This window comes from Gordonia pseudamarae, assembly GCF_025273675.1.
GTDB classification, from domain to species: Bacteria; Actinomycetota; Actinomycetes; order Mycobacteriales; family Mycobacteriaceae; genus Gordonia; species Gordonia pseudamarae.
The window spans coordinates 1071152-1086012 of record NZ_CP045809.1 but is presented as its reverse complement, the minus strand read 5'-3'; the positions used below and the strand labels follow the sequence as shown (position 1 = coordinate 1086012).

The window sequence follows — 14861 nt, the reverse complement described above, 5'->3', positions numbered from 1 at the left end:
CGATGTCGCAACGATTGCTCGGCTGGCTGAAAAGGCCCCTCGCCGAACGCAACAAGGCCCTCGTCGGCACCACCGCACTGGTGATCATGGCGGTGATCATCGCCACCGCGTTGCAGATCAGCGCCGGCGGCATCGGCAAACGTACCGTGCACGCCGAGTTCGCCCAGGCCGCGGGCATCTCGTCGGGAGACGCGGTGAACGTGGCCGGCGTGCAGGTCGGCACGGTCACCAGGACCGCCCTGGCGGGCACGCTGGTGCGTGTGGACATGCACGTCGACGCCGACGTCGACCTGGGACCGTCCACCCGGGCGGCGATCAAACTCACCACCCTGCTCGGCTCCCGATACATCGACCTGCGCCCCGGCGGGAAGGGCGACCTGCCCGACGCGACGATCAGGTTGTCCCATACCGAGGTTCCGTACACGCTTCAGGAGGTTCTGCAGGACGCCACGGTCACCTTCGAGAAGGTCGACGCCGACGCGATCGCCACGTCGATGTCCACCCTCGCCCATCAGCTCGACGACACCCCGGCGCTCATCCCCCAGGTGCTGGCCAACGTGCAGAACCTGTCGACGGTCCTGGCCGACCGGCGCTCACAGATCGGTGGACTGCTCACCAGCACACAGCAACTCACCGACGTGGTCCGGGATCAGCAAAAGAACCTCGGGGAACTCGTCACCTCCGGCGAGTCGCTGCTGCGCGCCCTGCTGCAACGGCAGCACACCATCACCCGGCTACTGGGCGCCACCACCGAGGTGGTGACGCAGTTGCGCACCATCATCGTCGACGACGATTCGGGCGTGCAGGCGCTGATCACCAACCTCAACGGGCTACTCACCACCCTGCAACGCAACGACGCCCTGCTGCGCAACACCCTGGAAATCCTCCCGGTCCCGTTGCGCAACTTCACCAATACCACCGGCACCGGCAACGAGGTCGATTTCAGCTCGGTGGCCGGGCCGTTCATCGACTCGTGGATGTGTGCGGTATCGACACAGGCGGAGGTGGTCAATCTGCCGGCCTACTTCAAGGATTGCCAGTGAAAACGCTCGTCAAGGTGGCCGTTGCCCTCGCCGTCGTCGCCGTGCTCGTGGTCGGCGCGGCCAGGATGTGGCTCGACAAGGATCAGACCATCGACGTGGTCGCGAAGTTCGACAGCACGGCCGGTCTGTACGAGGGCAATGCCGTTGCCGTGCTGGGTATGACGGTCGGCAAGGTCACCTCCATCACCCACCGTGGCAGCTACGTCGAGGTGAGAATGCGGATCGACGCCGACACCCCGGTGCCCGCCGACGTCACCGCCGTCACCGTGTCCACCTCGGTGCTGACCGACCGGCATGTCGAACTCACCCCGGTCTACGACGGCGGACCGCGCCTGGCCGCGGGTCAGGTCATCGACGACACGCGTGTCCCCGTCGAACTCGACCGCACCCTGGCGATGACCGAGGATCTGGCGCGGAGCCTGCAGGGTGACGGCACGGGCGGCGGACCGGTGGCGGAGTTGCTGTCGACGGCCTCGGCCCTGACCGACGGCAACGGTCCCGACATCCGCTCCGCGCTCACCACCCTGTCGCAGGCACTGGCCGTCGGCGACGACGGCGGCGACCGGACCCGCGAAAGCATCACCGAAACCGTCAAGAACCTTTCGGCACTGTCCCAGGCGGCCGCCGACAACGACAAGCTCATCCGCGGTTTCGGCTCGTCGGTGCACCAGATCAGTGACCTGTTCGCCGACCAGCGCATCGGCTGGGGAACCACCGGCGCGCAGATCAACGCGATTCTCGGTGAGGCCACCGAGATCCTGACCACCCGTCGCGACCACCTGGCACAGACCGTGTCCGGTGCGCAGACGGTCACCCGGGCACTCGTCGACTACCGGCGGCAACTCCAGGAGTTCCTCAATGTGACTCCGCTGCTCATGGACAACGTGTGGAACGTCATCGACATCCCCCGCGGCGCGGCCCGCGTCCACGGAGTCCTCGACCATGTGGCCACCCACGGCACCCTCATGAAGGAGATCTGCAACGCGCTGCAGATGAAGGACAGGGGTTGTGCCACAGGAACACCCAGGGATTTCGGCCCCGACTTCGGTTTGAGTTCGATGCTCGAAGGGCTGGCCAGATGACCACGCGCTCCACGCGCAGGCTCGCCGTCGTCACCACTGCCACGGTCCTGCTGTCCGGGTGCGGTGTGGGTCTGGAAGATCTGCCGCTGCCCCAGCGCGGCGACGGCGGCGGCGATTTCTACAGCATCACAGCGGAGTTCACCAACGCGCTGAACCTGCCCGAACGCGCCAAGGTGCGCCTCGCCGGCGCCGATGTCGGCGAGGTGTCGGGGATGGCGGTCCGCGACTACACGGCGGTGGTCACCCTGCGGATCCGCGACGACGTGACATTGCCGGTGGGCACGGGTGTCCAATTACGCACCGCCACACCGCTCGGCGAGGTGTTCGTGGCCGTCACCCCACCCGAGGTCCGGGCCGACGGCGACAATCTCTCGGGCGCGATGCTCGGCGACGGTGACAAGATCCCGCTCGACTCCACCTCGGCGGCCGCCACCATCGAACAGGTGCTGGCCTCGTCGGCGCTGCTCGTCAACGGTGGGGTGCTCCGCGACCTCACCAATCTCCTCAACGGTCTGGGGGCCGCGGTCGGCGACAACGGTGCCGCGCTGGCCGATCTGGTGGCACAGTCCACCACGCTGATCGACAGGCTCTCCGAGCGGTCCGGCGACATCCGTACCGCGCTCAGGCACACGGACGGGCTGGTGCGCACCCTGTCCGATCGCCGGTCGACGCTCACCGAGTCCATCGCCGCGGCCGGTCCGGCGGTCGAGGTGATCTCGGCCAACACCGACGACATCCTCGCCCTGATCGACAAGGTCGGCGCCATCAGCTCCACCCTGTCGACGTTCCCGTCGGTGGCCACCGGTAGGACGCAACACCTCGCCGCCAGCATCAACCGCATATCGTACGAGCTCAACAAGGCCGCCACCGACCCGCGGGCATCGCTGGACAAGATGAACAAGCTGCTGCCACCGGTTCTCAAGATCGTCAACTCCACCGGTGCCCACGTCGACGCCGATCTCGAGGACCTGTCGGCCGGGGCACTCCCGGACTTCCGCCATTCGGCCGACCCGGGCAGCGAGCTGCCCGGCACCATCGACATCGACAACTTCGCGGGCACCATCATGTACTCGCTGCTGCGGCTGAAGATGAAGTTCGGCCCCGGCGACGACGTTCTCGACCCACGTACCCCGAAGTCCCAGAAGACCCCGAAGTCCCAGAAGACCCCGAAGTCCCAGAAAGCCCCGAAGTCCCAGAAAGCCCCGAAGTCCGAGACCCAGAAGCCTGAGAAGCACCCGACGAAGAAACCGGCGAAGACAACCCGCACCACCACACCGAGTCGAACGGCTCCCCGATGACCACACGTACCGACTTCCATTCCGGCCCCGCCGCGCGCGCCGCCGACCTGCCGGCCAGGGCGATCACCTCCACCGTCCGGGCGGCGGTTCGGCACCGGCTGGCGCTGTCGGCGATCGGTCTGGGACTGGTGCTGTTGCTCGGTATCGCCTATCACGCGGTTGCCGTGTTCGGGCTGAACGCCGACGACACGATCTCGGTGCGAATCCGTTTCGCCGATTCGGGCGGCCTGCTCGCCGATCGGGAGGTGACGGTACGCGGGGTCAAGGTGGGATCGGTCTCGTCGGTGGAACTCGATCCCGACGGCGTGGTGGCGGTGCTCTCGATCGACGCCGATGCCCACATCCCGCGGGACTCCCCGGTGCGCGTTGCCGGATTGTCCTTTGCCGGTGAACAATACGTCGACTTCCGGCCCGCTACATCGAACGGTCCGTACCTGACCGACGGTACCGAGATCACCGCGAACGCACCGGACAGCACCCCCACACCGCTGGCCACCCTGCTCGACGATCTGGATGGCATGCTCGCCCAGATCGACACCGACCAGCTCGCAACCATCCGCGACGAACTCGGCGTCAGTACCGCGGGCCCGGAAAAGCTGCGCGACATCATCGACGGCGGCACATTCCTGATATCGACGCTGGATTCGGTTCTGCCGCAGACCACATCGCTGATCAAGTCGAGCCGGGTGGTGCTCACCACCCTCGGCGACGGCAGCGCAGCCATCGGTGAGACCGCCCGTAACCTCGACACCCTGTTCACCGGAGTGTCGCGAAGCGTCGGCGGCTACCGGACGTTGCTGAAGCAGACACCGCCGTTGTTGTCGTCGATCGACGCGATCATCGCCGACAACTCGCCGACGATGGTGCAGTTGCTGGGTAATCTCGCCACCGTCACCCAACTGGTGTACCAGCGGCTGCCCGCGCTCAATGACTTCTTTTTCCCGGCCAGTGGCCGCGGGTCGGTGCTCAAGGCGCTCACCTACACGATGCACGACGGCGGCATCTGGGGTGCGCTCAACGTGTATCCGCGGGCGTCGTGCGACTACCTGCAGCTGCCACGGTTCGCGTCATCGGAGCCCAGTTTCCCCGAACCATACCTGTACACCTTTTGCCCCAACAATGATCCGTCGGTGCTGATCCGCGGTGCACGCAACGCACCCCGCCCGCCCGGGGACGACACCAACACCCTGCCCGAGGGTGCCGACCCGCGTGCCCGCGCCACCCCCACCCCAACCGGGCCGCTGAGCATCCCCCTGCCGTTCGCCGGTCCGGTACTGCCCAACCAGCCCAACCCGCTGCCCGCACCGCAACCCACTATCGACCAGCCCCGCTAGCGCGCCCGGGACACAAGGAGAGACATCATGACACGCACACTGCCCGACCGCACCGACAGCAAGTCCGATGGCCCCGCCGACGAGGACAAGACCACCGTGGCCGAAGACCGGACAGGGGACGACAGAGCAACGGAAGACGGAGCAACGGAAGGCGGGACAGCGGAAAACGGGACAGGGGACACGGAGGTAGAAGAAGCCACCGAAACGAAGGCCACGAAGGAGGAGACCCCACCGGCGAAGGCCGCAAAGGAGAAGGCCACCCGGGACGAGCCTGCCACCGCAGTGGCGGCAGCCCCCGCACGGGCGGCCCGGCTGCGTGCCGCGCTCGGCAGCGCCCGATCCGCCCGTATCGGGGTGATCATCCTGGCCGTACTCGCCGTCGCCGGGATCGCGGGAACCGCGTGGTTCGGCTCGCAGTCGCGGGCGGCCGACAACACCGACAAGGCCGCCGACGCCGCGGTGTCGGCGGCGCGCGAGTTCACCACCACGCTGACCAGCGTGAGCGCGAACTCCATCGACAAGGATTTCGCGGCCGTCCTGGCCGGATCGACCGGTGAGTTCCGGGCGATGTACGCCAAGTCCAGTGATCAGCTCCGGCAGCTGCTGGTGGACAACAAAGCCCAGGCCAAGGGCACGGTACTCGCCTCGGGAGTGGAATCGGCGACGACCGACAAGGTGGTGGTCCTGATGTTCGTCGACCAGACCGTCCAGAACGTCTCCAATGCCCAGCCCCGCATCGACCGCAGCCGCATCCGCATCACGATGACCGAACACGACGGCCGCTGGCTCGCGGAGAAGGTCGAACTGCCGTAGGGGACGACGATACCCGCATAACGCCTGCGCGTGAGCAGGCGGCTACGTTTCTATGGTCGGGAACGAGTTGCCGGGTGACCAGAGGTGAAGTGTGGCCGAAGAACGACTGACGCGAGAGGCCAGGCGCCGCCGGACCCGCGAACGGCTCCTCGCCGCATCGACCGTCGAGTTCGGCCGCGCCGGTATGGCCGAGGCCGATATCGCCAAGATCGTCGCCGAGGCCGGTGTCGCACATTCCACATTCTTCTTTCATTTCCCCACCAAGGAACATGTGCTGATCGAGCTCGAGGCCCGCGAGGAGCGACGCATGGCCGACAGGTTCACCGAGTTCGTCGGCACCGCACCCGATCTGGGTACGGCCCTGCATAAGGCCGTCGATCTGCTGGCCGAGCTCGAGATGCGCCTGGGGCGGCCGTTGTTCCGGGATTTCCTGGCATCGCACTTCTCCACCACCCGACCCATTTCCGAGGAAGGTCTCGACCATCCGCTGGTGTTGTCGGTGGTCGCCCTGCTCGAGGGCGCCGTCGACGAGGGCACCATCGACCCCGAGGTCGATGCGATGAACTCCGCCATCTTCTTCCTGCTCGGTCTCTATGCCCTGCTCGTCACGGTCGTCGATAGTCCGGCGCGCGCGGGCATACTCGATGACTACGTCACCCGTACCGTGCGGAGTCTGCAGCCCGCCCGCTGATCCACCCCGTGTCACGACATTTCCCAGATGGGTTGCTCTCCGCCTGTGAGATTGGCATTCTCATAGATGAGAACGCCGTCACTGCCCACTCAGCAGCCCTGAGGAGAGTTCACGTGAGACCCATTCCCGACGACCTCACCGAAAAGTACCTGGCCAACGGATGGTGGACCCCCGAGTCCATCGGCGACCTGCTGCAACAGGGCCTGCGCGCCGCACCGGACACCGAGTTCACCGTCCATTCCCGCCTACGCCCCTGGTCGGGCACATTCGCCGACGTGGAGAGCGTGGCCCGCCGCCTCGCCTCGGGCCTGGCCAAACGCGGCGTACGACCCGGCGATGTGGTCGCCTTCCAGTTGCCCAACTGGATGGAGGCCGCGGCCACCTTCTGGGCCGCGGCCTTCCTGGGCGCCACGGTGGTCCCGATCGTCCACTTCTACGGCCCGAAGGAGGTCTCGTTCATCCTGGGCGAGGTGGAACCCAAGGTGTTCATCGCGCCGCAATCGTTCGGCAATCTGGTCTACGACCCCGACATCGCGGCCGGCGTCCCGATCGTCGGCATCATCGATCGCACCTTCGAGGACCTGCTCGACGACGAGCCGTTGCCCGGTGTTGCCCACGTCGATCCCGCCTCGGTCACCCTCATCGCCTTCACCTCGGGCACCACCAGCAACCCCAAAGGCGTACTGCACAGCCACTATTCACTCGGACACGAGACCCGCCAGCTCGCCGCTATGTATCCGGCCGATCGCGGGTTGCAGCTCACCGCCGCACCGGTCGGTCACTTCATCGGCATGATCAACGCCTTCTTGATCCCGGTCTTGGACGCCACCGCGATCAACCTGGCCGACACCTGGGATCCGGGCCAGGCGCTGGCACTGATGCTGCATGACGATCTGACCGTCGGCGGCGGCGCCACCTACTACGTCACCAGCCTGCTCGATCACCCCGACTTCACCCCCGAACATCTGCCGCACATGAAGTACGCGGGCCTGGGCGGGTCGTCGGTGCCCGCCGCGATTACCCGCAGGCTCACCGATCTGGGGATCACCGTGTTCCGTTCGTACGGCAGCACCGAGCACCCGTCCATCACCGGCTGCCATCCCGGCGAGCCGCTCGCCAAGCGCGCCTACACCGACGGCCGGCCACTGGCCGGGGTGGAGATCATGTTCGGCGAGGACGGCGAGATCCTCAGCCGCGGGCCTGATCTGTGCGTCGGCTACACCGATCCGGAGACCACCGCCCGCGCCTTCGACGACGACGGCTGGTATCACACCGGCGACATCGGCATCCTCGACGAGGACGGCTACCTCACCATCACCGACCGCAAGTCCGACATCATCATCCGCGGCGGCGAGAACATCAGCGCCCTGGAGGTGGAGGAAACCCTGCTCGGCATGCCGGCCGTCGCCGAGGCCGTCGCCGTCGCCGCACCCGACGCACGCCTGGGCGAGCATGTGGCGGCGATACTGCGCCTCCGCCCCGGTTTCGATCTGCCGAGCATCCACGAGGTGCAGCAGCACTTCGCGGCCGCAGGGCTGGCCAAGCAGAAGTGGCCGGAGGAGTTGCGCCGCGTCGACGAGTTGCCGCGTACCGCGAGCGGCAAGGTTCAGAAGTTCAAGGTCCGGCAGGACATTGCCACATCTCATTTATGAGAATATGATTCTCATAGACTGCAAAGGAGAGTTTCATGCCCGTTAAGGAACTGCCGTACCCGCTGTTCGACGCGGACAATCACCTGTACGAGACCCCGGAGGCGCTGACCAAGTTCCTCCCCGATCGGTACAAGCGTGCGATCCAGTACGTTCAGGTGAACGGCCGTACCAAGATCGCCGTCCGCGGTCAGATCAGCGACTACATCCCCAACCCCACCTTCGACGTGGTCGCCCGGCCCGGTTCGATGGAGGACTACTTCAAGAACGGCAACCCCGAAGGCAAGTCCAAGCGCGAGATCTTCGGTGAGTCGATGAAGTCCATCCCCGCGTTCCGCGAGCCGCAGGCCCGACTGGAATTGATGGACGAGCTCGGCGTCGACCGCTCGCTGATGTTCCCCACCCTGGCGAGCCTGGTCGAGGAACGGATGCGCGACGATCCCGAGACAATTCACGCCGTCGTGCATGCGCTCAACGAGTGGCTGTACGAGACTTGGGGATTCAACTACAAGGACCGCATCTTCACCGTTCCGGTGATCAGCCTGCCCATCCTGGACAAGGCCCTCGAAGAGCTTGAGTGGTGCGTGGAACGCGGCGCGAAGTCCATCCTGGTGCGCCCGGCCCCGGTTCCCGGTTTCCGTGGTCCCCGTTCGTTCGCGCTGCCCGAGTTCGACCCGTTCTGGAAGCGTGTCACCGAACTCGACATCCTCGTCTCGCAGCATTCGTCCGACAGCGGATACGCCCGATTCGATTCGGAGTGGGAGGGTTCGGATGGCGAGATGCTTCCGTTCCAGACCAACGCCTTCCGGATGGTCAACGAGTGGCGCCCCGTGCAGGACACGGTGTCCTCGTGGGTGTGCCATGGCGCGCTGTTCCGGCACCCCGACCTCAAGATCGCCGTCATCGAGAGCGGCGCGAGCTGGCTCAAGCCACTGATGGAGATGCTCGCCGACACCTACAAGAAGGCCCCCGAGGGCTTCGGCATGAACGATCCGCTCGAGGCGATCCGCCGCAGCATCTCGGTGAGCCCGTTCTACGAGGAGGGCGTCACCGACCTGATCGACCTGATCGGCGTCGACCGCGTGCTCTTCGGGTCCGACTACCCGCACCCCGAGGGCCTGGCCGAACCCACTCATTTCGCCGACATGCTCGGTCACCTGTCCGAAGAGGATCAGGCAAAGATCATGGGCGGCAACCTCGCCCGTCTCCTCAACCTCTGAGAACGGCAATTCTCGATCCCTGAGGTTCTGCTGTCGGGCGGTTTGCGAGCGAGCCTGCAACACGCCGAGGGGGACGGCGACCACAAGCAAGACGCACTCTGTCCGGAACCACAACAGTGGTTCCGGACAGAGTTTTGTCACCGCGGGCCGAAACGGCTAGGTCACGGCGCCGGCGACCTTGAACTCGACGATCCGGTCCCAGTCGAATCCGAGCTCTTCCAGAATCATGTCGGTATGTTCGGCAAACCCGGGCGCGGCGGCGGATTCATTCCTGCTCACGTCGAATTGCACAGGGCTCGATACCAATTCGATGTCGCCGACCTCGATGATGTAGTCATTGGCCCGCACCTGGTCGTCGGCACCGACCTGCAGCGAGTCCTGCACCGGCGCCCACGGCCCCGACAGGGTCGCGAACCGTTTGGTCCAGTCGGCCAGCGTCCGGGAACCGATCACCTCGCGCAGGATCTCCACCGCCGCGACCGTGTTCTCCATGATCGAGGCGTTGTCGGCGAACCTCGGGTCATCGATCAGGTCGGGGCGTTCGATGTGCTCGCACACGTCGCGCCAGAATTTGCCGGGCTGCAACATCACCAGCGACAGGAACCGGTTATCGGCGGTCCGGTACAGGCCCGAGAGCGGATTGCGCACCGCCCCGTGTTCGCCCGGTGTGGGTGCGACGAGCGGCTTGTCGCAGTACAGCGACAGCCCGATCTGGTGTCCCATCGACCACAGCCCACTGCCCAGCAGCGACACGTCCACGACCGACCCCTCGCCGGTGCGTTCGCGCCGCACCAGTGCGGCGGCGATCCCGCCGGCCAGGTTGGTGCCGGAGATGGTGTCACCGAATGCCGGTCCGGGCGGCGAGACGATGCCGGGTGAGTCCGGCGGCGTCATCGATGCCGCGATCCCGCCTCGCGACCAGAACGCGGTCATGTCGTATCCGCCACGATCGGACTCGACCCCACGCGGACCGAGCGCACTGCCGCGGGCGTAGACGATGGTGGGGTTGATCGCCCTGATGTCATCGACATCGATCCCGAACTTGCCGCGCGGACCGGGCAGGAAACTGGTCAAGAACACGTCGGCGGTCTTGGTGAGTGCGTACAGCACCTCCCGGCCTTCGGGTTTGGACATGTCCACCCCGATACTGCGTTTTCCCCGATTCGCATGTTCCACATTGGGATTGGTGTCACCGTCGACGACGAACGTGCCGGTCTGGCGCAGCCCGCGCTGCGGGTCACCGTTGACCGCGTGCTCCACCTTGATGACCTCGGCACCCCATTCGGCGAGCACCGCACCGGCCGACGGCACGAATCCGTACATGGCGACTTCGAGAACCCGGAACCCTTCGAGTGGTTTCATCGGCTATCCCTACCCTTTCACCGTGGCCGCGTACGCCTTGATCTCCAAGAACTCCTCCAGCCCCGCCACGCCCATCTCCCGGCCGATACCGGATTGCTTGTAGCCGCCAAATGGCACGTCCGGGGTGAAGTAGTTTCCGCCGTTGATGCTGAAAGTTCCCGTACGGATGCGCCTTCCGATCGCCAGCGCCCGATCGTCATCGGCCGACAGGACACCCCCGGACAATCCGTACCTGGAGTTGTTGGCGATGCGCACCGCGTCATCATCGTCGTCATAGGGGATCAGCACGAGTACCGGACCGAACACCTCCTCCTGCGCGATCTCACTGTCCGGATCGACATCGGCCAGCAGTGTCGCACTGTAGAAGAAGCCCGGGTCGATCCTGCTGCCACCGCGCACGAGACGCGCACCGTCGGCGACGGCACGCTGCACCATCCCGTCGACCTTGTCGCGCTGCTTCTCGCTGATGAGTGGTCCCATATAGGTTTTCGTATCACCCGGATCGCCCACGGCGACATGGTCGAGCATTCCGGCCACCATCTCGGCGATCTGGTCGTGCTGGGCTCGCGGCACCAGTAGCCGGGTGGTAAGCGCACAGCCCTGACCGGCGTGGGTGCAGATGGTGAAGGCCCCGAACATGGCGGCCTGCTGCAGATCCGCGTCGTCGAGCACGATCAATGCCGACTTGCCACCCAGTTCGAGAAACACCCGCTTGAGTGAATCCGCGGCGGCGGCCATGATCTGTTTGCCGACCGGCGTGGATCCGGTGAAGGTCACCACGTCCACCTCGGGGTGGGTGGTGAGCAGCCTGCCCACCTCGACGGACTGACCGGAGATGATGTTGACCACGCCCGCCGGGATATCGGTGTGCTCGGCGATGAGTTCCCCGAGCGCGAGGGTGATCAGCGGCGTGTCGGGGGCCGCCTTGAGCACCACGGTGCAGCCGGCGGCCAACGCCGGCGCGAGCTTGGCCAGGGCGAGCTGATTCGGGTAGTTGTAGGCGATGATGGCCGACACCACGCCGGCCGCTTCCTTTTCCACCCAGCGACGATTCTCCTGGCCGCGTACCTCGATGCTGGCCAGTTCCTCGGTGAAGGCGTATCCGTCGAGCAGTCCGGCGTAGTACTCGACGATCCCGATGGGCGCGTCGAGCTGATTGCCGTAGGTCAGATTCCGGGTGGCGCCGACCTCGGCGATGGTCAGCTCGCGCAGGTCATCGGCGTGCTCGCGCAGGACTGCGGCGAGCTGGGTGATGCAGCGCCTGCGCAGCTCGACGTCGGTGGCCCAGCCGCTGTTGTCGAAGGCCTCGCGGGCGGCCAGCACTGCCCGCCCGGCCTCGGAGACCCCGCCGTCGGGGGCGGTGCCGAGCACCTGTCCGGTGGCCGGGTTGATCGATTCGTAGTTCCGGTCGGCCCCGACCAGTTCCCCGCCGATCAGCATCCGCTTGTGCACACCGGCGGCCGCCGGATTGTCGGCGTCGCGTTCGATGGTCTCTTGGCTCATCCCTGACTCCGTTCGGAAATATCATTCTCACTTGTGGCATATGCCACATCCGTAATCTGGCACTGTATCAGCCCGCCGGAGACGGCGACAGCGCCTCAACGGTTCGAACGATTCCGACATTTCGTACAGATCAAACCGGACGGATCAGCTGAAAGCGGTTGCCTACTCGCAGCAAACGAGAGTACGGTTCTCATTCATAGGAAGGGAGATTCTTGTGATCGACACAACAGCCCTCACGCCCTCGATGGGTGTGCAAGTACATGGGGTCGACAGCCTCGACGACGACGCGGTCATCGCGGCCTGCCTCGAAGCGCTCAAGTGGCGCGGCGTCCTGCTGATCCGCGGACTCCAACTCGACGAGGCGGCGCAGGTCGCGTTCAGCAAGAAGCTCGGCCCCGTGCTGGCCCCGGCGGGCAAGGAGATCTTCACCGTCTCCCTCGACCCGTCCAAGTCCCGGTCGGCCGAGTACCTCAAGGGCACATTCCACTGGCATATCGACGACACCACCAACGACATCCCGGCCAAGGCGACGATGCTCGCCTGCAAGCACGCCGCGATGGTAGGCGGCGGAACAGAATTCGCCAGCACCTACGCCGCCTACGAGAACCTGCCCGAACACGACCGCAAACGCTACGAGGGCCTGCGTGTACTGCACAGTTTCGAGGCATCGCAGCGCCTGGTCAACCCGGACCCCACCGACGAGCAACTGGCCGCCTGGCGCAGTCTGCCCACCCACGAGACCTCACTGGTGTGGAACCGCAAGGACGGACGGCGCTCGCTGGTACTGGGTGCCACCGCCGACCACATCGTCGGCATCCCCGAGTCCGAAAGCCGCGAGATCCTCGATGAGTTGCTCGCGTGGTCGACCCAGGAGCGCTTCTCCTACACCCATGAGTGGCAACAGGGCGACGTGGTCATCTGGGACAACACCGGAATGCTGCACCGCGCACTGCCTTACGACCCGTCGTCGGAACGTCTGATGCATCGCACGACGATCGCCGGCGACGAGGCGTGGTGCTGAGGCGATGAAGAATGCCGTTGTGACGGGCGGCGGCTCCGGCATCGGGGCCGCCGTCGCCGAACGCCTCCGCAGCGAGGGCTACCACGTCGCCACCATCGACCTGACCCCCTCACCCGACGACCCACTGGCCAAGGCCGCCGACGTCACCGACCCCGTGCGGCTCGCCGCGGCGTTCTCGGCGATCCGGGAACAGTTGGGCCCCATCACGATTCTGGTGAACGCGGCGGGGCTCGACGGATTCAGCAAGTTCTCCGACATCGATTTCGACTCCTGGCGCAAGGTGATCGACGTCAACCTCAACGGCGTCTACCACACGGTGCAGGCGGTCCTGCCCGACATGGTCGAGGCCGGATGGGGCCGGATCGTCAACATCTCCTCCTCGAGCGCGCATTCCGGCCAGCCGTTCATGGCGCACTACGTGGCGGCCAAATCGGCGGTCAACGGACTCACCAAGGCACTGGCACTGGAGTTGGGGCCCAAGGGAATCACCGTTAACGCGGTGCCACCCGGCTTCATCGACACCCCGATGCTGCGCAACGCCGAGAATCAGAAGAACCTCGGCGGCACCGTCGAAGACCACATCAAGCGCACCCCGGTACGCCGGGTTGGCCGCCCGCAGGACATCGCCGCCGCGTGCGCCTTCCTCATCTCCGAGGACGCCGGCTACGTCACCGGCCAGATCCTGGGCGTCAACGGCGGCCGTAACACCTAAGAAAGGCAACACATCATGGGACGTGTAGAAGGCAAGGTAGCTTTTGTCACCGGCGCCGCACGCGGCCAAGGCCGCAGCCACGCGGTACGGCTGGCCGAGGAAGGCGCCGACATCATCGCCGTCGACCTCTGCAAGAACATCGACTCGATGGGCTATCCGATGGCCACCCCGGAGGACCTGGAAGAGACCGCCCGACTAATCGAGAAGGAGGGACGCCGGGTCATCACGGCGGTGGCCGATGTCCGCGACGCCGAAGGACTGCGTGCGGCCGTCGAACGCGGCATCAACGAACTCGGCAAGCTCGATGTGGTGGTGGCCCAGGCCGGTGTGGCCGGTATGAAGGGCGACCCGCCCACGCAGGCGTGGTGCGATGTGATCGACACCAATCTCATCGGCACGATCAACGCGGTACAGGTGGCGTTGCCGCACCTGTCCGAGGGTGCCTCGATTATCGCGACCGGCTCGCTCGCGGCGATGATGGACATCAGCAAGGTCGATCAGCCCGGCAAGGATCTCGGCGGTGTCGCGTACGTGTTCTCCAAGCGCACGCTGTCCAACTACATCCACGAGCTGGCCACCCATATCGCCCCGCAGGGCATCCGCGCCAATGTCATTCACCCCACCAACTGCAACACCGACATGTTGCAGAGTGAGCCGATGTACCGCTCGTTCCGGCCCGATCTGGAGGCACCCACCCGTGAGGACGCCACCCCCGCCTTCTACGTCCAGCAGGCGATGCGCGTGCCGTGGGTCGAGCCCGGTGACATCAGCAACATGGTGTTGTTCCTCGCCTCCGATGAATCCCGATACGTCACCGGCATGCAGATGCGTGTCGACGCCGGTGGCTACCTCAAGTGGTACGACTACCGCGTATAGGAGCTCCCGCATGCTGAAGGTGAACCCATGTGGAAAGTGAACCCATGTTGAAAGTAAATGTCGACGGGTCCCGTTGCCAGGGACACACCATCTGCGCCATGGTCGCCCCGGAGAGTTTCGAACTCGACGAGATCGACGGCCACTCCACTCCGGTCAACGCCGAGGTGCCGCCCGAACACGCCGACGAGGTCCGCGAGGCTGTGCGCTCATGCCCGGAACAGGCGATTTCCATCATCGAAGAATGAGGAGACCACCAC

14 protein-coding genes are annotated in these 14861 nt (G+C 65.7%); 12 read left to right on the top strand and 2 right to left on the bottom strand.

The window, feature by feature from the left end; translation table 11 throughout:
- Positions 1–2: 2 nt before the first annotated feature.
- From GII31_RS04680 to GII31_RS04645, 8 genes are all read left to right on the top strand, one after another.
- Positions 3–1043 carry an MCE family protein gene (locus tag GII31_RS04680; protein ID WP_213247251.1) on the top strand — a complete coding sequence of 347 codons (1041 nt, stop codon included), beginning with the start codon at positions 3–5 and terminating at the stop codon, positions 1041–1043.
- Positions 1040–2125 carry an MCE family protein gene (locus tag GII31_RS04675; protein WP_213247249.1) on the top strand — a complete coding sequence of 362 codons (1086 nt, stop codon included), beginning with the start codon at positions 1040–1042 and terminating at the stop codon, positions 2123–2125. The genes GII31_RS04680 and GII31_RS04675 overlap by 4 nt, the downstream gene beginning before the upstream one ends.
- Entirely contained in the window at positions 2122–3423 is a 1302-nt protein-coding gene (locus GII31_RS04670) for an MlaD family protein (RefSeq protein ID WP_260840309.1), read from the top strand. The genes GII31_RS04675 and GII31_RS04670 overlap by 4 nt, the downstream gene beginning before the upstream one ends.
- Positions 3420–4757 carry an MlaD family protein gene (locus GII31_RS04665; protein WP_213247245.1) on the top strand — a complete coding sequence of 446 codons (1338 nt, stop codon included), beginning with the start codon at positions 3420–3422 and terminating at the stop codon, positions 4755–4757. The genes GII31_RS04670 and GII31_RS04665 overlap by 4 nt, the downstream gene beginning before the upstream one ends.
- A 27-nt stretch (positions 4758–4784) precedes the next feature.
- Positions 4785–5570: a hypothetical protein gene (locus GII31_RS04660; protein WP_213247243.1), complete on the top strand. Its 786-nt coding sequence runs from the start codon at positions 4785–4787 to the stop codon at positions 5568–5570.
- A gap of 91 nt (positions 5571–5661) precedes the next feature.
- A complete protein-coding gene (locus GII31_RS04655) occupies positions 5662–6261 on the top strand; it encodes a TetR/AcrR family transcriptional regulator (RefSeq protein WP_213247241.1) in 600 nt (199 codons plus the stop codon).
- Positions 6262–6374: 113 nt separating this feature from the next.
- Positions 6375–7913: an AMP-binding protein gene (locus GII31_RS04650; protein ID WP_213247239.1), complete on the top strand. Its 1539-nt coding sequence runs from the start codon at positions 6375–6377 to the stop codon at positions 7911–7913.
- 35 nt (positions 7914–7948) lie between these two features.
- Positions 7949–9130 (top strand): amidohydrolase family protein, encoded by a 1182-nt coding sequence (locus GII31_RS04645; protein ID WP_213247237.1) that lies wholly within the window; start codon positions 7949–7951, stop codon positions 9128–9130.
- A 156-nt stretch (positions 9131–9286) separates the two neighbouring features.
- On the opposite strand, the gene GII31_RS04640 is transcribed toward GII31_RS04645, so the two are convergent.
- Positions 9287–10492, bottom strand: a complete 1206-nt coding sequence (locus tag GII31_RS04640; protein WP_260840308.1) for a CaiB/BaiF CoA transferase family protein — start codon at positions 10490–10492, stop codon at positions 9287–9289.
- 9 nt (positions 10493–10501) lie between these two features.
- The gene (locus GII31_RS04635; RefSeq protein ID WP_213247234.1) at positions 10502–11995 is read right to left on the bottom strand and encodes an aldehyde dehydrogenase family protein; all 1494 of its coding nucleotides are present in this window, start codon (positions 11993–11995) and stop codon (positions 10502–10504) included.
- A gap of 214 nt (positions 11996–12209) precedes the next feature.
- On the opposite strand from GII31_RS04635, the gene GII31_RS04630 reads away from it, so the two are divergent.
- From GII31_RS04630 to GII31_RS04615, 4 genes are read left to right on the top strand one after another with little or no spacing between them, the layout of a single operon-like run.
- Positions 12210–13016, top strand: coding sequence for a TauD/TfdA dioxygenase family protein (locus GII31_RS04630; protein ID WP_213247232.1), 807 nt, complete (start codon positions 12210–12212; stop codon positions 13014–13016).
- Positions 13017–13020: 4 nt separating this feature from the next.
- A complete protein-coding gene (locus GII31_RS04625) occupies positions 13021–13728 on the top strand; it encodes an SDR family NAD(P)-dependent oxidoreductase (RefSeq protein ID WP_213247230.1) in 708 nt (235 codons plus the stop codon).
- A gap of 15 nt (positions 13729–13743) precedes the next feature.
- On the top strand, positions 13744–14604 hold the full coding sequence (locus tag GII31_RS04620; protein WP_213247228.1) for a mycofactocin-coupled SDR family oxidoreductase: 861 nt from the start codon (positions 13744–13746) through the stop codon (positions 14602–14604).
- Between the two features lie 47 nt (positions 14605–14651).
- Positions 14652–14849 (top strand): ferredoxin, encoded by a 198-nt coding sequence (locus GII31_RS04615; RefSeq protein WP_213249852.1) that lies wholly within the window; start codon positions 14652–14654, stop codon positions 14847–14849.
- Positions 14850–14861 lie beyond the last annotated feature (12 nt).

What these genes read in the sequence shown, in the direction of transcription:
- GII31_RS04670 (WP_260840309.1), top strand. Translation starts at nt 2,122, where the DNA reads ATGACCACGCGCTCCACGCGCAGGCTCGCCGTCGTCACCACTGCCACG.
- GII31_RS04680 (WP_213247251.1), top strand. Translation starts at nt 3, where the DNA reads ATGTCGCAACGATTGCTCGGCTGGCTGAAAAGGCCCCTCGCCGAACGC.
- GII31_RS04620 (WP_213247228.1), top strand. Translation starts at nt 13,744, where the DNA reads ATGGGACGTGTAGAAGGCAAGGTAGCTTTTGTCACCGGCGCCGCACGC.
- GII31_RS04645 (WP_213247237.1), top strand. Translation starts at nt 7,949, where the DNA reads ATGCCCGTTAAGGAACTGCCGTACCCGCTGTTCGACGCGGACAATCAC.
- GII31_RS04640 (WP_260840308.1), bottom strand. Translation starts at nt 10,492, where the DNA reads ATGAAACCACTCGAAGGGTTCCGGGTTCTCGAAGTCGCCATGTACGGA.
- GII31_RS04625 (WP_213247230.1), top strand. Translation starts at nt 13,021, where the DNA reads ATGAAGAATGCCGTTGTGACGGGCGGCGGCTCCGGCATCGGGGCCGCC.
- GII31_RS04665 (WP_213247245.1), top strand. Translation starts at nt 3,420, where the DNA reads ATGACCACACGTACCGACTTCCATTCCGGCCCCGCCGCGCGCGCCGCC.
- GII31_RS04635 (WP_213247234.1), bottom strand. Translation starts at nt 11,995, where the DNA reads ATGAGCCAAGAGACCATCGAACGCGACGCCGACAATCCGGCGGCCGCC.
- GII31_RS04660 (WP_213247243.1), top strand. Translation starts at nt 4,785, where the DNA reads ATGACACGCACACTGCCCGACCGCACCGACAGCAAGTCCGATGGCCCC.